This window comes from Chryseobacterium sp. SNU WT5, assembly GCF_007362475.1.
Taxonomy (GTDB): domain Bacteria; phylum Bacteroidota; class Bacteroidia; order Flavobacteriales; family Weeksellaceae; genus Kaistella.
The window spans coordinates 1,522,551-1,539,993 of the sequence record NZ_CP041687.1 but is presented as its reverse complement, the minus strand read 5'-3'; the positions used below and the strand labels follow the sequence as shown (position 1 = coordinate 1,539,993).

Annotated in this window: 15 protein-coding genes; 14 read left to right on the top strand and 1 reads right to left on the bottom strand. The window is 36.6% G+C overall.

Annotated elements, in window-relative coordinates; genetic code table 11:
- Positions 1-22: 22 nt before the first annotated feature.
- Entirely contained in the window at positions 23-787 is a 765-nt protein-coding gene (locus FNJ88_RS07345; RefSeq protein WP_143852560.1) for an alpha/beta fold hydrolase, read from the bottom strand.
- Positions 788-1,033: 246 nt separating this feature from the next.
- Between FNJ88_RS07345 and mraZ the strand changes: the two genes are divergently transcribed.
- From mraZ to FNJ88_RS07275, 14 genes are all read left to right on the top strand, one after another.
- On the top strand, positions 1,034-1,501 hold the full coding sequence (gene mraZ / locus FNJ88_RS07340; protein ID WP_143852559.1) for a division/cell wall cluster transcriptional repressor MraZ: 468 nt from the start codon (positions 1,034-1,036) through the stop codon (positions 1,499-1,501).
- Between the two features lie 47 nt (positions 1,502-1,548).
- Complete coding sequence (rsmH, locus tag FNJ88_RS07335; protein ID WP_143852558.1) at positions 1,549-2,445, top strand: 16S rRNA (cytosine(1402)-N(4))-methyltransferase RsmH; 897 nt, start codon at positions 1,549-1,551, stop codon at positions 2,443-2,445.
- Between the two features lie 28 nt (positions 2,446-2,473).
- Positions 2,474-2,839, top strand: coding sequence for an FtsL-like putative cell division protein (locus FNJ88_RS07330; protein WP_143852557.1), 366 nt, complete (start codon positions 2,474-2,476; stop codon positions 2,837-2,839).
- Complete coding sequence (locus FNJ88_RS07325; RefSeq protein WP_143852556.1) at positions 2,823-4,814, top strand: penicillin-binding transpeptidase domain-containing protein; 1,992 nt, start codon at positions 2,823-2,825, stop codon at positions 4,812-4,814. Before FNJ88_RS07330 ends, FNJ88_RS07325 begins: the two co-directional genes overlap by 17 nt.
- Positions 4,815-4,826: 12 nt before the next feature.
- On the top strand, positions 4,827-6,287 hold the full coding sequence (locus tag FNJ88_RS07320; RefSeq protein WP_143852555.1) for a UDP-N-acetylmuramoyl-L-alanyl-D-glutamate--2,6-diaminopimelate ligase: 1,461 nt from the start codon (positions 4,827-4,829) through the stop codon (positions 6,285-6,287).
- A gap of 27 nt (positions 6,288-6,314) precedes the next feature.
- Positions 6,315-7,556 (top strand): phospho-N-acetylmuramoyl-pentapeptide-transferase, encoded by a 1,242-nt coding sequence (gene mraY, locus FNJ88_RS07315; RefSeq protein ID WP_143852554.1) that lies wholly within the window; start codon positions 6,315-6,317, stop codon positions 7,554-7,556.
- Positions 7,557-7,562: 6 nt separating this feature from the next.
- A complete protein-coding gene (gene murD / locus FNJ88_RS07310) occupies positions 7,563-8,900 on the top strand; it encodes a UDP-N-acetylmuramoyl-L-alanine--D-glutamate ligase (RefSeq protein ID WP_143852553.1) in 1,338 nt (445 codons plus the stop codon).
- 13 nt (positions 8,901-8,913) lie between these two features.
- A complete protein-coding gene (locus FNJ88_RS07305) occupies positions 8,914-10,137 on the top strand; it encodes an FtsW/RodA/SpoVE family cell cycle protein (RefSeq protein WP_143852552.1) in 1,224 nt (407 codons plus the stop codon).
- A gap of 3 nt (positions 10,138-10,140) precedes the next feature.
- Positions 10,141-11,256: an undecaprenyldiphospho-muramoylpentapeptide beta-N-acetylglucosaminyltransferase gene (murG, locus tag FNJ88_RS07300; protein WP_143852551.1), complete on the top strand. Its 1,116-nt coding sequence runs from the start codon at positions 10,141-10,143 to the stop codon at positions 11,254-11,256.
- Position 11,257: 1 nt separating this feature from the next.
- Positions 11,258-12,619 (top strand): UDP-N-acetylmuramate--L-alanine ligase, encoded by a 1,362-nt coding sequence (murC, locus tag FNJ88_RS07295; RefSeq protein WP_143852550.1) that lies wholly within the window; start codon positions 11,258-11,260, stop codon positions 12,617-12,619.
- Between the two features lie 92 nt (positions 12,620-12,711).
- Complete coding sequence (locus FNJ88_RS07290; RefSeq protein ID WP_317132167.1) at positions 12,712-13,578, top strand: cell division protein FtsQ; 867 nt, start codon at positions 12,712-12,714, stop codon at positions 13,576-13,578.
- A gap of 78 nt (positions 13,579-13,656) precedes the next feature.
- Entirely contained in the window at positions 13,657-15,033 is a 1,377-nt protein-coding gene (gene ftsA, locus FNJ88_RS07285; RefSeq protein ID WP_143852549.1) for a cell division protein FtsA, read from the top strand.
- A gap of 16 nt (positions 15,034-15,049) precedes the next feature.
- Positions 15,050-16,876 carry a cell division protein FtsZ gene (gene ftsZ, locus FNJ88_RS07280; RefSeq protein WP_143852548.1) on the top strand — a complete coding sequence of 609 codons (1,827 nt, stop codon included), beginning with the start codon at positions 15,050-15,052 and terminating at the stop codon, positions 16,874-16,876.
- Positions 16,877-16,953: 77 nt separating this feature from the next.
- Positions 16,954-17,400 (top strand): GatB/YqeY domain-containing protein, encoded by a 447-nt coding sequence (locus FNJ88_RS07275; protein ID WP_143852547.1) that lies wholly within the window; start codon positions 16,954-16,956, stop codon positions 17,398-17,400.
- Positions 17,401-17,443 lie beyond the last annotated feature (43 nt).

Here is a 17,443-nt window from a genome sequence, read left to right as displayed (position 1 = left end):
GGAAGAATAAACTTCCATCATCTTACTTTTTTGTTTTCTCCAGCCAGGAATACAGAATATCATTAAATTCCTCTGGTTTCTCCATCATTGCTGCATGACCACATTCTTCGATCCAGAATAAATCAGAGTTAGGTAGAAACTTATGCATATCTACCGCAACTTCTGGCGGAGTTACATTATCTTGTTTCCCCCAAATTAAACAAACTGGTGTTGTAATTTTGGGCAGGTCATTTAACATATTATGTTTAATAGCACTTCTCGCTAACATGACCGTTTTGATTCCTTTCATTCTGTCGTTGACTACAGAAAAAACCTCATCTACCAATTCAGTTGTTGCAATAGCTGGATCGTAAAACACCTCTTCAGTTTTTTTACGAATATAATCTTTATCACTTTTTCGAGGAAAGCTATCCCCAAAAGTTCGTTCATATAAACCCGAACTCCCTGTTAATACCAAGTGCGTAACCAATTCAGGCCTTGCTAATGTAAGAATTAATCCTACATGACCACCCATTGAATTTCCAACTATAACAGCAGGCTCACCTACTTTCTCATCAATAAACTTCGAAACGAATTTTGCAATCGTTGTAAGATTCGTGTTAAGAACAGGCAGATCATAAATAGGTAAAACAGGCACAAAGACTTTATATCCTCTGTCCGAAAAATATTTAACCGTACTATCGAAATTGCTTAAACCACCCATCAGTCCGTGTAATAAAATTACCGGTTTCCCTTCTCCAGCTTCAATAAAAGCGAATTTCTTTTCTTTTTTAGTTTTAAATATCATAAAAATTGTCGCAATAAGCGTGTGCAAAAATACAAATTAAACGCTATAATCAATTTGTTTAGAAAAAAATATTAATAAATATATGAAATAATATGGAAAGTAAACCAAAGTTTTACAAAATAAAATTCTAATTAATAACTGCTTTTTAATCAATATGTTAAAACAAAATTCAAAACTTATTAACATTAAGTCAAAAAGTGGGAAAAAGTGGGAGCCTTTGGAAATTTTTCTATAAATTTGTCCCAAATGAACAACTTCATCGGTACATATGAATGCAGAATTGACGACAAAGGTCGCCTGAAACTCCCTTCATCTCTGGTAAAACAGATGGAGAACTTCGGCGATGACTCTTTTATCGTAAAGCGTGCTGTGTTTCAATCCTGTTTAGAAGTTTATCCAATGCGAGGTTGGGAGCATCTGATGAAAAAACTCAACACACTTAACCGTTTCATTAAGAAAAATGCTGATTTTATCCGAATGTTTACCGCCGGAGTTAAAATTGTTGAACCAGATAATGCAGGAAGATTGCAGATCTCAAAGGATCTTACACAGTATGCAAACCTTCGTAAAGAAATAGTGATCACCAGCGCAGGTGACCTTTTTGAAATTTGGGACAAGGACACGTACGAAAAAGTAATTGCCACATCGGAAGAAGATTTTGCGAAACTTGCAGAAGAAGTAATGGGCAACATCAGTTTTGACGAAGAAGTGTAGTAAAACACGTAGAAATTTTAAGTAAAATATTTATAGCTAAAATAAAAATGTATCACAATCCTGTTTTGCTGAAAAAAAGTGTCGATGATTTGTTAACGAATCCCGACGGAATTTATGTGGATTGTACCTTCGGTGGCGGAGGCCACTCCAAAGAAATCCTATCCAGACTTTCTGCCAAAGGGAAACTATATGGCTTTGATCAAGATTTGGATGCACTTAAAAACAATATTGATGACCCGCGCTTTACGCTGATTAATCAAAATTTTAGATTTTTGGAAAATGCCCTTTTTATGTATGGTGTTTCGAAAGTTGATGGCATTTTAGCTGATTTTGGAGTTTCTTCCCATCAGTTTGATGAAGCAGAACGTGGTTTTTCTACGAGAAGCAATGCTCCACTCGATATGAGAATGAACGTAATGCAACTTTTAGATGCTAAAAAAATCATCAACGAATACGAAGAAGAACATATTGCAGACATTTTATACCAATACGGTGAAATTCGAGAATCCAGAAAGCTAGCAAGAGAAATCGTCAATCACCGGAAATTAAAACCGATTGAAACCACTGAAGATTTAAAAAAACTCTTCAATTATATCCCGCAATTCAAGCAGAATAAAGTTTACGCACAAATTTTTCAAGCCATAAGAATTGAGGTTAACCAGGAATTAGAAGCAATAAAAGAAATGCTGTTTCAGGCTCACAGAATTTTAAAACCTGGCGGCAGATTGGTAGCAATCTCTTATCACTCATTAGAAGATCGGCTTGTTAAAAGATTTTTGAAAAACGGAATGTTCGAAGGAGAACCGGCCAGAGATATTTACGGTAATTACTCGAAGACATTTAATCTTTTACAAACAAAAGCAGTCATTCCGGATAGTGAAGAAATTAAAGAAAATTCAAGAGCGAGAAGCGCAAAATTACGAACAGGAATAAAATTAAAATAAGAACAGATATTTCATCAATCATCTATTCATGGCAAAAAGAGCAACAAATCGCCCACAGAAAAAACTCACTTTTATAGATATTATAAAAGGAAACTTTCTGAACCGCGATGAAGTAACAATTCATTACCGCTACTTCGTATTGGTGTTTTTCTTATTAATGATCATGATCTATAGCAATCACTTGGTGAGTCAGAAGATCGAGCATGTAAATATTTTAAAAGAACAGACCGAAGAGTTTAAATCGAGAAATGCGTATGCACAAAGCAGACTCATTAAAGTAAAATTAGAATCAGAACTAGGTAAAGAAATGGTGCAGGATTCTCTGCTATCATTAGAAAATCACCCACACAAAATATTGATAAAATTAGATAGTTTAGATGGCAGTGCAAAATGAATTTGAAAAAAAACGCTCAAAAACATTGAGATGGGGCTACCTTTTTACAGGTTTTGCCTTCGTTGTGTTTTTGGTCTTTCTTGGGAGAATTCTGGTCTTACAAAACACCAACGTTCAGGAAATAAAAGACGACTATATCAATAAAAATTACCGTGAAGCAACCTTAAAAGCAGCACGGGGAAACCTATACGCCTCAGATGGGTCGATCTTGGCAACTACCGTAATGCGGTATGATGTTTATTTAGATTTCAAAATCATTAAAGACACTATTTACTCGAGTAATATAGGCGCCTTATCCGATTCTTTATCTAAGATGTTCGGTAAGCCAAGAAGCTATTTCCGAGACCGGTTTGATCAGCAGAGAAAAGCAGAAAATCAATATTATTCTTTAGTTAAAGGTTTGGACTTTGATGATTACGACCGAATTCGACAGTTTCCAATCTTCAAAAAAGGTAAAAACAGAGGCGGATTTATCGTTGACAGAAATTACAAAAGAGAATTGGCCACTACTCAAATTGGAGCAGGAACAATTGGCATGGATAACGGAACCGCAAAATCTGGGTTGGAAGGTGCTTTCTCAAAATACCTAACCGGAACCGATGGATCGCGACTTGAACAAAGAGTGAACTCCAGCCAGTGGAAACCTATTGATTACTGGAAGGTGAATGAACCTATTGACGGAGAAGATGTTTATACAACAATTGATATTAGAATCCAGGATATCGTTCATTCTGCTTTAGAAAAGCAATTGGTAAATTTTGATGCAGATCATGGATCAGTTATCGTCATGGAAGTTTCCACCGGAAAAGTAAAAGCCATGGTAAATCTCAGACGGACTGAACCCGGAATTTATGTTGATGCTTATAATTATGCGCTAAAAGATGCCACAGAACCCGGTTCTACATTTAAAACAGTTTCTCTGCTCGCTGCAATGGATGATGGATTCATCGATGAGAATACCACAGTGAATGTTGGAAATGGGGTATGGACTTATGCTAAGCAAAGAATTTCTGATGATCACGGCGGGGGGACTTATGACATTTCAGACGTTTTAGCGAAATCAAGTAATGTGGGGTCTGCAAAACTCATTACCAAATATTACGCAGATAAGCCGCAAGTTTTTTTGGATCATTTAAAGAGATGGAAGATGTTTGACAAAATGGAATTGGAGCTTCCTGGAGTTACCAGACCATACATTGTAACACCAGAGGATAAGAGGTGGAATGATGCGACTTTAGCCTCTTTAGCTTATGGCTACTCCTCTAGATTTAATCTTTTACAATTGACCTCTTTTTATAACGGTATTGCCAATAAAGGAAAAATGCTAAAGCCTCTATTTATTGAAAAGATAATGAAAGATGGCTCGTCTCTTTACGATGCAAAACCACAAGTAATGGTCAATAAAATGGCATCAGACAAAGCAATTCAAATGATGACCAACGCATTGACAAAAGCGGTCGAAAAAGGAACTGCCAAAAGTATTTTTACTCCCAATCTTAAAATGGCGGGAAAAACAGGAACAGCAAGATTTGAATACTGGAAACCAGGACCACGAAAGTATATAGCCAGTTTTGCAGGGTTCTACCCCTCCGACAACCCTAAATATACTTGTATCGTGATGGTTCATCAACCAGACAATGCAAAGGGTTTTTACGGATCTACCGTTGCAGCACCAGTATTTAAAGAGATCGCTGGAAAAACATTCCTGAAAACACCGCAAAATATCGAGAAAGAAATGTTGGTCGATAAAAAAGTGGACCTCAGCAAAATGATGAAACCGATGGTGAAAATTGCCGTGAACCAGAACACGATGCCGAAAGTTACCGGTTTAATCGGAAAAAACATTATCCCACAACTCGAAAACTTCGGCTATCGTGTTGATTATAAAGGAGTAGGCAAAATAAAAGAGCAATTCCCTTTAGAAGGGACGATCATTAATAAAAATCAAAGGATTTATCTGCAATTGCAGAACTAATTCTTAGTGAGTATGAATTTAGAAGAAATATTACACAGAATCCCAGTCCTGGAAATCTTCGGAGATAAAAGCCGATTTATTTCAGAAATCATTTTTGACAGCCGAAAAGCAGTTGAGAATGGCCTTTATGTGGCTATAAAAGGAACAGTTTCCGACGGACATGACTTCATTACTTCTTCCCTTGAAAAAGGAGTAAAAGCAATCGTTTGCGAAGAACTTCCAACTGATATTAAAGCAGAAATCACTTATATTAAAGTTAAAGACGCTTCAAAAACTCTGGCACATTTGGCTTCTAATTTTTATGGAAATCCGTCTGCGAAATTAAACCTCATTGGTATTACAGGGACGAATGGAAAAACGTCTACCACTACTCTTTTATTTGATCTGTTTAAAATTTTAGGTTTTAAATCTGCATTAATTTCTACCGTAGAATATAGAATCGACGAAGAGATTATTCCTTCAACACACACGACTCCGGATGTCATCCGATTGAATCAAATGTTGGCAAAAGCTGTAGAAGCAGGTTGCGAATTTGCTTTTATGGAAGTTTCATCTCACGGAATTCATCAACACAGAACGGAAGGTTTACAATTTAAGATCGCAGGTTTTACTAATATTACACACGATCATTTAGATTATCACAAAACATTTGAAGAATATCTTAAAACGAAAAAGAGATTTTTCGATGAACTGAATTTAGATGCAATTGCCATTAACAACGTTGATGATAAAAACGGAAACGTAATGCTTCAAAATACCAAAGCGAAGAAAAAAACCTACGCTTTAAAAACGATGGCAGATTATCATGGAAAGATCACAGAAGTTGATTTTAATGGAATGCTGCTCAATTTCAATGGAAAAGAATTCTGGACCACCTTAACAGGAAAATTCAACGCTTACAATTTATTACTTGCTTATGCTGTGGCAATTGAATGCGGTCTTCATACAGAAGATATTTTACCCGCTCTTTCACAATTAAAAAGAGTAAAAGGTAGATTTGAAACATTAAAATCTGATGGCGGCATTTTCTTCGTCGTTGATTATGCACATACACCCGATGCTTTGGAAAATGTTTTGGATTCTATTAATGAGATTCGAACTAAAAATGAAAGATTAATCACTGTATTTGGTTGCGGTGGTGACAGAGACGTTACCAAACGCCCTGAGATGGGAAAAATTGCCACTCGCAAATCTACTTTGGCAATCATCACTTCCGATAATCCAAGAACGGAAGATCCCGCAGAAATTATTAGAGAGATTGAGAAAGGTGTAGAACCACAATATTTCAGCAAATACACTTCTATCCCAGACCGAAGAGAAGCAATTAAAATGGCAATTAAATTTGCCGAACCCAAAGATATTATCGTAGTAGCTGGCAAAGGCCATGAAACATATCAGGAAATTAATGGAGTTAAACATCATTTTGATGATCAGGAAACCATCATTGAGCTTGCAAGGCTCATGTCAAAATAACAACAACTGAAGATTAAATAATACAACATGTTATATTACCTATTCGAATATTTGAGCGACCATGGAATTCACATTCCAGGAATGGGCATGTTTAAATTCATATCCTTCCGGGCGGGAATGGCGGTTCTACTCTCTCTAATTATTGCGTTGGTTTTTGGTAAAAAAATTATCAACTATTTGCGAAATAAGCAAATGGGTGAGTTAGTTCGTGATTTAGGTTTAGATGGCCAAAAACAAAAAGAAGGCACGCCAACAATGGGAGGTTTAATTATCATTATGGCAACGCTGATACCGGTCCTGCTATTTACCAGGGTTTTGAATATTTATATTGTTCTGCTAATTATCTCTGTAGTTTGGATGGGTGCAATTGGTTTCATCGATGATTATTTAAAGAAAATTAAAAAGAACAAAGACGGGCTAAGCGGAAAATTCAAAGTCATAGGACAGGTTGGATTAGGATTAATTATTGGCATAACCATGTACTTTCACCCAGATATTACGGTGAAAAGAAAATATGCAGATGCCAAAGAAGTGAACCGAAATAATGTGGAAGCGAACTTCATGCAACCGGAGAAATCAACTGTTTCCACGGTTCCTTTTGTAAAAAATAACGAATTTGATTATAGTGGTATCTTATTCTGGATGACGCCTGAAGATGCACACGAGTGGGCATGGGTAGTTTTTATCCCAATGGTTATTTTTATTGTAACTGCTGTTTCGAACGGCGCCAACATCACCGACGGGATCGACGGTCTCGCCGCGGGCACGAGTGTCGTCATTCTGCTTACATTATCTCTTTTTGCCTACCTCTCTGGAAACATCATTTTCGCAGATTATCTCAATATCATGTTCCTGCCAAATATGGGGGAAACAACCATTTTTGCCCTCGCTCTTGTTGGTGCAGTAATTGGCTTTTTCTGGTACAATACCTATCCCGCACAAGTATTCATGGGAGATACAGGAAGTTTAATGTTGGGGGGAGTAATTGCAGTTCTAGCAATTATCCTAAGAAAAGAGTTATTGATTCCTGTGCTGTGTGGAATTTTCCTCATCGAAAATGTTTCCGTAATGCTGCAGGTTGGAGTATTTAAATACAGAAAAAGAAAATACGGACTGGAGTATGCCCAGAATAATAGGCTGTTCAAAATGTCTCCTCTTCATCACCATTATCAAAAAGAAGGTTATCACGAAAGCAAGATTGTAAACCGCATGGTTATTATCGGAGTGCTGTTCGCAATAATTTGTTTAATCACTTTAAAAGTCAGATAAAAGAATATGAAAATAGTTGTTTTAGGTGGCGGAGAAAGTGGTGTTGGTGCTGCGTATTTAGCGAAGAAGAAAGGCTTAAATGTTTTTCTTTCGGATAAAGGTGCGATTAAGGACAATTATAAAAAGCAATTAACTGAAGCCGGTATTGAGTTTGAAGAAGAACACCATGACGAAGAAAGGATTCTTGAAGCAGACTGGATCATTAAGTCCCCAGGAATTCCGAAGAAGGCAGATATTATCTTTAAAATTAATCAAAAAGGTATTCGACTGTCTTCTGAAATTGAATTTGCAGCCGAATTTACTCCCGCAAAAATTATTGCAATTACTGGAAGTAACGGCAAAACCACAACCACGTCATTGATCTACCATATTTTAAAAAATGATCATTTGAATGTTGGTTTAGCCGGGAATATCGGGAAAAGTTTTGCAAGACAAGTAGCGGACGAAAATTTCGATTATTATGTATTGGAAGTAAGTTCTTTTCAGTTAGATGATATTCAAAATTTCCGACCGTTTATTTCTTTGTTATTGAATTTAAGTCAGGATCATCTCGATCAGTACAATTACAATTATGAAGATTATGCCATGGCAAAATTCAGAATCGCTGAAAATCAAGAGAATGATAACTTCTTCATCTATAATAAGGATGATGAAATGAGTATGAATTTACTCGAAAAACTAGCAATCAAAGCGAAAAAAATTCCCTTTTCTACAAAAAAGAAATTGAAAGAAGGCGGTTATATTCATAATGATAAGATCATGGTGAAGATTGAAGATGAGTTTTCTATGAAAATAGCAGAACTTTCTTTAGTTGGAAATCATAATATCGCGAACAGCCTAGCAGCCTCTATTGCCAGTAAGATACTGAAAATAAGCAATGAAAGCATAAGAAATTCATTAATGACGTTTCAAGCGGTGGAGCATCGTTTAGAACAAGTCGCCCAAATTAATGGCGTAACGTTCATTAACGACAGTAAGGCGACGAATGTAAATGCAGCCTACTTTGCTTTAGAAAGTATGAAACAGCCTACCGTTTGGATTGTTGGTGGGGTAGATAAAGGAAATGATTATACCGAAATAGAAAACTTAGTTAAAAGAAAGGTTAAAGCTATTATTTGTCTTGGACTCGACAATCAGAAAATTATAGACTTTTTTAAAGATAAAAAGGAGGCGATTTATAGCACGTCAAGTATGGAAGAAGCGATAAAGATCTCCAGATCATTAGCGGAAAAAGGTGACACAGTTTTGCTTTCACCATGCTGCGCAAGTTTCGACCTTTTCGATAATTATGAAGACCGCGGGAATCAGTTTAAAAAAGAAGTAATAAAAAAAGCAATCGACTAATCGTAGATTAAAAATGCAGGAAAGAGAATACAAATTTGAATTGTTAAAAGGCGACAAGGTGCTATGGAGCGTGATCTTATTGATTTCGTTCTTCTCGGTATTCCCCGTCTACTCTGCCAGCTCCAATTTAGAATATATTGTTAACAGCGGAACTACAACTTCGCACCTTATTAAACATACTTTTTTCGTAGTACTTGGTTTGGCAATCATGCGCTTTGTCGGGGTGTTTAAGTACGAGCATATCGGTAAACTCAGCAGTATTCTGTTAGCGTTTATGATTGTTCTGCTGGGTTTAACAATGGTTTCAGGGCAAACAATTGATGGCGCTTCGGCTTCACGATGGTTAAAAATTCCGGGAACACCAATATCTTTCCAGCCCTCTTCTTTCGCGTATTTAATGTTAGTAATTTATCTCTGTCGATATTTAACTAAGAAAATCAAAAGAGAACGGCTTCCGATAGAGAATATATTCTATATTTTCGGACCGGTTCTGCTGGTATTCATACTCGTGGCAAAAGACAATGGCTCTACTGCTTTAATGATTTTAATGGTTTCCCTAATCGTTATGTTTATTGGTCAACTTAACAAAAAATACATTCTTGGCTTCGTAGGAATATCATCCGTGTTTATAGGTATTTTCATGTTTTTGGCTTTAAAAACAGATTTGATTGGTAATAATCGAGTACATACCTGGATGAGTCGTATCGAAACCTTCACAAAGAAGGAAAGCCAAGTTGAGGATGAGGTAGATAAAGCAAAAAACTATCAGGTGATGCAAGCCAAAGCCGCAATTGTACATGGTGGAATTGCCGGAATGGGACCCGGAAAAAGCGCTTTGAAACAGATGCTTCCACAGTCTGCCTCAGATTTTATTTTTGCCATTATTGTTGAAGAATACGGGTTTATTGGAGCAATGGTATTAATAGCGCTCTATTTAATAATGATAATACGGATCGTGATGATCGCCAGTAAAATGCCGGCTTTCTTTGGGAGCTTGCTGGTCTTAAGTTTAGGCACAATGATTTTTGTACAGCTTTCGGTAAATATTGCTGTGGCGGTAAATCTGATTCCTGTGACCGGACAACCACTGCCTTTGATTAGTTACGGTGGAACATCAATGCTGGTGACCTATATTCAGCTGGGAATCATTTTAAATGTAAGTTCCAGAATACAGGTATATGATGAAGAAGGAATGGGCAAAAAACAGAGTATCGAAGAAATAAATGATATCGCATAAAACATGAACAAAAAAATAAAAATTCTAATGAGCGGCGGCGGAACCGGAGGACACATCTTTCCGGCGATTGCGATTGCGCAGGAAATCCAAAACAGATTTCCTGAAGCAGAATTTTTTTTCATCGGAGCCAATGGTAAAATGGAAATGGAAAAAGTTCCACAATCAGGGTTCAAAATAATAGGTTTAAATATCGCGGGATTTGATCGCGGGAATTTATTGAAAAATATCGGATTGCCTTTTAAGTTGCTTTCAAGTTTAGCCAAAGCAAGAACAACAATTAAACAATTTCAACCGGACTTCGCAATAGGAACCGGAGGATTTGCAAGTGGACCTGCACTTTATATGGCGGCAAATTTAGGCATCCCTATTTTCGTTCAGGAGCAGAATTCTTTGCCTGGAAAAACAAATAAATTTTTGTCCAGAAAAGCGAAAGGAGTTTTTACTGCTTATCCAAATATGGATCATTTCTTCCCGAAAACCAAAACTTTTTTCCTTGGAAATCCAATCCGAAAAAACATCATTACTGATTTGGTGGAAATGGATTCGGCAAAAGAGAAATTAGGTTTAGATAAAAATAAACTGACCATTCTTTCTGTTGGTGGATCTTTGGGTTCACGAACGTTGAACAATGGTTGGAAAGAAAATATAGAGAAACTTATAGAGAAAGATTTTCAGCTGATTTGGCAAACTGGCAAACTGGATTATAAAAGTTTGACTGAAGATTCTAAAATATCGAATCATCAATCACAAATTCAGTTGAAAGAATTTATTGCCGATATGGCTTTGGCCTATTCAGCAGCAGATGTAATCGTTTCCAGAGCTGGAGCGATTGCTATATCAGAATTGGCAATGGCACAGAAACCAGTGCTTTTGGTTCCATTTCCTTTTGCAGCGGAAGATCATCAAACCAAAAATGCGATGACTTTAGTTGAAAAGAATGCAGCCAGAATGGTTAAAGATACGGAGATGGCAGAGAAATTCTGGACGACCTTGATGGAGATTTGTGAAAACGAAAAAGTTCGAAATGAGATGAGTGAGAATTTAAAATTCTTCGCAAAACCTTTAGCAACTGAAGAAATTGTAGATGAAATTTTATCATCCTTAAATATCAAAGCATAAAATGAAACCCTTAACAACATATCAGAACTTCTACTTCGTAGGAATCGGTGGCATCGGAATGAGTGCTTTAGCTCGCTATTTCAACGCCTCTGGGAAAACCGTGTTGGGTTATGATAAAATGCACACCAAGCTTACAAAAGCTTTGGTTGAAGAAGGTATCAACATACAGTTTGAAGATCATATCGATGACAGAATCAAAAATCTACAACCAGAAAATACGTTGGTAATCTATACTCCAGCAATTAAAAAACTGGATCTACTTAATTACTTTAATGATAATAAATTTGATGTTTTAAAAAGAGCGAAAGTTCTTGGAATGATTACCGAAAACACCGATTGTATAGCAATTGCAGGCACCCACGGGAAAACGACAACCTCCTCTTTGGTAGCGCATTTATGTGAAGAAGCAAATCTTCCATTCTCTTGTTTTTTGGGTGGAATCGCTGAAAACTTTAAATCAAATTTCCATTTCAAAGGAAATGACATTTCGGTTGTTGAAGCTGATGAATACGATAGAAGTTTCCTTACCCTTTCTCCGGATTGGGCGGTGATTACTTCAACCGATGCCGATCATTTGGATATTTATGGTGATAACGCAACCATTCAAAAAGGATTTCAGGATTTTGCGGATTTAGTTCCGAAAGGTCAACAACTATTTGTAAGAAAAGGAATTAGCATAGGTCGAGAAACAAAAACGTATGCAGTAAATGAAGAAGCTGATTATTACTCGGATAATGTTAGAGAAATTGGCGATAAGATCCATTTCGACTTTCATTCGCCAACAGAAGAAATAGATGATTTTATATGGGAAATCCCAGGAATTCATAATGTTGAAAATGCAACTGCTGCGATTGCATTATTAAATAGTTTCGGAGTGGATTTTGAGACTTTGAAGAAAGGGATTGCAAGTTTCAAGGGAATTAAAAGACGCTATACGAAACATAACTTCGAAAGTGGCAAAATTTATATCGATGATTACGCACATCATCCAACGGAATTAAATGCAGTAATTGGTTCGATTAAAACCTTCTACCCTAACAAGAAATTGTTAGTGGTTTTTCAACCCCATCTTTTCAGTAGAACACGAGATTTCGCAGATGCATTTGCTGATAGTTTAGATAAAGCGGATGAATTGATACTCTTGGATATTTATCCCGCGAGAGAATTACAAGAAAACTTCGAGGGAATTACATCCGAATGGTTATTGGATAAAATAGAATTAGAGAAAAAGGAAGTTTCCACTTTGGAAGAAACCTTTAACAAAATAAAAGAAAAAGAATTTGATGTATTGTTAACGGTTGGCGCAGGAAATATCGATACTTTAAACGACGGAATTGTAGAATGGCTCTCAGATAGGAAATGAAAAATAAATTCAGAATATTAAAAATTTTAGTGACAGTAATCCTGTTTGGGTTTCTGCTGAGTTTTTCATTGAAAAGATTCAACGATAGACCCATGGAGAAAATCTCCGTGAAAATGACAAAGACTAAAAACCCAGTTTATTTTATCGATGAAAAAGAGGTAAAAGAGTTGGTGAAAAAATCGAATCCAACAAAAAAAATTGGAGATATCAACATTCCGGAATTAGAGAAAAAATTGAATCAACTACCAGCCGTGGATAGTGCAAATGTTTATTTGAACTTAAACGGGAGTCTAAATTTAGAGATCAAACAAAGGGTGCCAGCATTCCGCTTAAATAAAGATAATCGGGATTTTTACGTAGATGAAAAGGGAACTGAATTTCCAACTTCACAAAACTATTCGTTCCCTTGCATGCTGGTCATGGGTGACGTAAAGAAATCAGAATATGTAAAGTTGGCAGAATTGATTCAGAAAATAAATCATGATGAGTTCAGTAAAAGATATTTCATAGGAATATCTAAATCTAAAGATAATTATGACTTGCTGACCAACGAAGGATATTTCAATGTAGAAATTGGTGATCTGGAAAATATAGATTTAAAAGTAAAAGGATTTAAGGCATTTGTTGAAAAATATCTGATCTACCAACAACCGGAAAAATACACCAAGGTATCGGTGAAATATGATAACCAAATTGTTACCACGCTAAATCCTAAATATAAAGATAATGACAGCATTATCGCCGTAGGTAAAAAGGAATTGGAAAAATTGCCGCTTATTAAAAAGAAAAAAGAAGAGGCAGAGAAAAGAATTCTCAATGAACAAAAGCAACAACCCAAAGTCATTGTAGAGACTAAACCAAAAACCAGTCAGCCGAAAAAGGAAATAGAAAAAAAATCACCCAAGAAGGTAATTCAAAAACCGGAAAGCAAACCAAAAGGAAAAGTTAAAATAGAATAGCGTAAAAAGTCCTCTAACGAAAGTTTAGAAAAATAAAGGATTTTTTTAAGAATATAAAAAATCAAATCGACATATAAAATGGAAAATAACGAGTATTCAGTAGGCCTCGACATCGGTACCACTAAGATTGTGGCCATTGTCGGACGACGAAACGCCCACGGAAAAATTGAAGTTCTCGGCGTTGGAACAGCAAAGAGTTTAGGAGTTCACAAAGGTATTGTAAACAATATTTCCCAAACAATTCAGTCTATTAAGGCTGCTATAGCACAGGCGCAATCAAGTTCTGGTGTTCCCATACATCATGTTACTGTAGGTATCGCTGGCAAACATATCCGATCACTTCAACATTCGGATTACATCATGAGAGAAAATCCGGATCAATTTATTACTGATGAGGATATCGAAAAATTAAAAGATCAGGTTAAGCAGCTGGTTATGTTGCCGGGTGAAGAAATCATTCATGTTCTTCCTCAAGAATATAAAGTAGACTCTCAAGGTGAGATCCAAGAACCTGTAGGAATGCATGGAACCCGTTTAGAAGCTAATTTTCATGTGGTAGTTGGCCAAATGGGTAGCATTAGAAACATAGCAAGATGTGTTCGTGAGGCAGGTTTAGAAATGGAAGCATTAACGCTTGAACCACTCGCATCATCAGAAGCAGTTCTTACAAAAGAAGAAAAAGAAGCTGGAGTTGCGATCGTAGATATCGGTGGTGGCACAACAGATATTGCGATATTCAAAGACAATATTATTCGCCATACATGCGTCATTCCTTATGGTGGTGGCATTATTACCGACGACATTAAAGAAGGTTGTTCAATCATCGAAAAACACGCAGAAAAACTGAAAGTGAATTTTGGATCTGCGGTTCCTGAATTAGAAAAAGACACCACTTTCGTTACCATTCCAGGATTACACGGAAGACCTGATAAAGAAATTTCATTAAAAACTTTAGCACAGATCGTTAATGCTAGAGTGGAAGAAATTTTGGAAATGGTAAACACAGAATTGAAAGCATACGGTGCTTTCGAACAAAAGAAAAAATTAATCGCTGGAATCGTTCTAACAGGTGGTGGATCAAACCTTCGGCATCTTCGACAATTAGCAAATTACACTACAGGTTTCGACAGCAGAATCGGTTTTGCCAATGAATATGTGGTCAATGACAAGAGTCAACTCTTAAAAGGTCCGGAATATGCTACTGCAATCGGATTACTGATGGAAAGTTTGAAAATTAGAGATAAAAAAGCCATCCCAGAAACAGCAGAATTAGAGCCTATCCAAAATTCTTCTCCTGAAAGCGAAAACGCAATAACAGAAGAACCTATCTTGCAAGATAACGCAGTGGTTGAAGAGCACCTGGGAAATCGTGCTGAAGAAAAAAGAAAAAATAAGTTGACTATCGGTCAAAAGATAATGGAAAGCGTAAAAAAATTCTTTGAAGAAGTTGAATAAATAAAAAACCAAGACTATGGACAATATAAACACCCCTGGATTTTCATTTGATTTACCAAAAGGAAATTCATCAATAATTAAAGTAATTGGAGTTGGCGGCGGTGGAAACAACGCATTAAAACACATGTACGAAAGAGGAATCTACGGAGTAGATTTCGTAATATGCAACACCGATTCGCAGACGCTGGATAATAATCCTGTCGCAAATAAAGTGCAGTTAGGAGTAACTATCACAGAGGGACTTGGCGCTGGAGCCGATCCTGAGGTAGGTGAAAAAGCTGCCATCGAAAGTATCGAAGATATAAAAGCTGCGATGGGACAAAACACCAAAATGGTTTTCATTACGGCCGGAATGGGTGGTGGAACCGGAACGGGCGCTGCACCTGTGATTGCAAAAGTGGCGAAAGATATGGGAATCCTTACTGTAGGAATCGTTACCGTACCTTTTAGTTTTGAAGGAAAACGAAGATTGGATCAAGCTGAATTAGGTTTGGACAAACTACGCAATAACGTGGATTCACTGATTGTCATTAATAATGACAAACTGCGTCAACAATACGGAAATCTTGGTTTTAAATCAGGTTTTTCTAAAGCAGATGAAGTGTTAACTAACGCTGCAAAAGGAATGGCAGAAGTTATTACTGGTTACTTCGATGTAAATATTGACTTCCGGGATGCGAAATCTGTACTTGCAAATTCTGGAACCGCCTTAATGTCAAATGGAGTTGCCTCAGGTGAAAACAAAGCCGAAGAAGCAGTGAAAAAAGCATTGGACTCACCATTATTGAATGATAATAAAATAACCGGAGCGAAAAATGTTCTACTCTTGATCAGAAGTGGTACTGAAGAAGTGACCATGGATGAAATCGGAGTAATCATGGACCATATCCAACAGGAAGCTGGTAATACAGCCGATATTATATTCGGAGTTGGTACCGACGAAGAACTAGGAGATGCGGTAAGCGTGTTGGTAATTGCTACTGGTTTTTCTAAAGATCATCACAAAACGACAGGAGTGACAGAGAAGGTAAAATTCACTTTATCTGACTCTATTGAACCTGCTACAAAAAGAGAAGCTGTTTTTAAATCGAACGCCGAAAAACAAGAAATTTATAACGAAAATCCGCGATCTAAAAATCTTTTCATTTTAGATGATGAAGATGAGTTTCCTACAAATGACTTCACAGTAAGGTCTACAGAAACTAAAATGATCGTAGAAAAAGAAATTACAAAAGAAGAAAATCAATTTGATATTGAAGATTACTCTGCACCAAGCTATCAGCAAGAAGAAGACAAAAATGATTTTGATCTTTTCACTTATGATGACGAATTGAGTAACGAACCCCTTTCCCAATCTTTTTCTTTTGAAACAGAAGATAAAAAAGTGGACGAAGCACCAGCAAAAGATCATTCTTTCTCGGAACAAAAGCCAATGGAATTCAGTTTTTTCGTAAACGAACCGATTGAGGAACCCAAAGTTGAAACACCACAACAAAAGGTAATCCTTAAAGAAGAAGTACCGGTTCAGAAATCCGAGCCTAAGGTGGAACAAAAAATAGAAGAAAAATCTTTGTTTGAAGTGGAAGATGATTTCACTTTCATTACTAAAACTACCAATAGTGACAAAGTTTTGGAACGTAGAAACAAATTAAAACAATTTAATTCTCGATATCAGAACTTCGAACCAGAAAATGAATTCGAGACTATTCCCGCTTTCCGAAGAAAAAACATTTCTATCGGACAGGAAAATGCATCGGAACAGAAAATAAGTAATTTTCTCGCAGAAAGCGATGGAAAAATGCAAGTAAGAGAAAACCGTTTTTTGAATAAAGACGTAGATTAGAAATATTGTTATGAGATGATAATGTGCTCGTTTTTAATTAACGCATCGTCAAATCATTTAATCACCAAATCAAAATTATGAGTTTAGAAATCATCATAAGCGACGCGATCAAAGACGCGATGCGCGCTAAAGATAAAGTAGCCTTAGACGCCCTGCGCGCAGTGAAATCTCAGATTCTGCTACTGAAGACTGAAGCCAAAGGAGCTGAAGTTTCCCAAGAGCAAGAAATTGCTATTTTGCAAAGAATGATCAAGCAGCGTAAAGATTCTTATGACCAGTTCACCGCCCAAAATAGAAGCGATCTAGCTGAAGTTGAAGAAGCGCAGAGTAGAGTGATAGAGAAGTTTTTACCTAAACAAATGACCAGTGAAGAATTGGAAACGGCGATGAGAAGTATTATCGCAGAAACTGGTGCAAGCAGCGCAAAAGATCTAGGAAAAGTAATGGGAATGGCAGGTAAAACACTTGCTGGAAAAAGTGACGGAAAAAGCATTTCCGAGATGGCGAAAAAATTACTTTCTTAATATTAATTAGGATATTCAACCTTTGCATATCGATTTGATTGAA

What these genes read in the sequence shown, in the direction of transcription:
- FNJ88_RS07305 (WP_143852552.1), top strand. Translation starts at nt 8,914, where the DNA reads ATGCAGGAAAGAGAATACAAATTTGAATTGTTAAAAGGCGACAAGGTG.
- rsmH (WP_143852558.1), top strand. Translation starts at nt 1,549, where the DNA reads ATGTATCACAATCCTGTTTTGCTGAAAAAAAGTGTCGATGATTTGTTA.
- FNJ88_RS07325 (WP_143852556.1), top strand. Translation starts at nt 2,823, where the DNA reads ATGGCAGTGCAAAATGAATTTGAAAAAAAACGCTCAAAAACATTGAGA.
- murD (WP_143852553.1), top strand. Translation starts at nt 7,563, where the DNA reads ATGAAAATAGTTGTTTTAGGTGGCGGAGAAAGTGGTGTTGGTGCTGCG.
- mraY (WP_143852554.1), top strand. Translation starts at nt 6,315, where the DNA reads ATGTTATATTACCTATTCGAATATTTGAGCGACCATGGAATTCACATT.
- mraZ (WP_143852559.1), top strand. Translation starts at nt 1,034, where the DNA reads ATGAACAACTTCATCGGTACATATGAATGCAGAATTGACGACAAAGGT.
- ftsA (WP_143852549.1), top strand. Translation starts at nt 13,657, where the DNA reads ATGGAAAATAACGAGTATTCAGTAGGCCTCGACATCGGTACCACTAAG.
- murC (WP_143852550.1), top strand. Translation starts at nt 11,258, where the DNA reads ATGAAACCCTTAACAACATATCAGAACTTCTACTTCGTAGGAATCGGT.
- ftsZ (WP_143852548.1), top strand. Translation starts at nt 15,050, where the DNA reads ATGGACAATATAAACACCCCTGGATTTTCATTTGATTTACCAAAAGGA.
- murG (WP_143852551.1), top strand. Translation starts at nt 10,141, where the DNA reads ATGAACAAAAAAATAAAAATTCTAATGAGCGGCGGCGGAACCGGAGGA.
- FNJ88_RS07275 (WP_143852547.1), top strand. Translation starts at nt 16,954, where the DNA reads ATGAGTTTAGAAATCATCATAAGCGACGCGATCAAAGACGCGATGCGC.
- FNJ88_RS07290 (WP_317132167.1), top strand. Translation starts at nt 12,712, where the DNA reads ATGGAGAAAATCTCCGTGAAAATGACAAAGACTAAAAACCCAGTTTAT.
- FNJ88_RS07345 (WP_143852560.1), bottom strand. Translation starts at nt 787, where the DNA reads ATGATATTTAAAACTAAAAAAGAAAAGAAATTCGCTTTTATTGAAGCT.
- FNJ88_RS07320 (WP_143852555.1), top strand. Translation starts at nt 4,827, where the DNA reads ATGAATTTAGAAGAAATATTACACAGAATCCCAGTCCTGGAAATCTTC.
- FNJ88_RS07330 (WP_143852557.1), top strand. Translation starts at nt 2,474, where the DNA reads ATGGCAAAAAGAGCAACAAATCGCCCACAGAAAAAACTCACTTTTATA.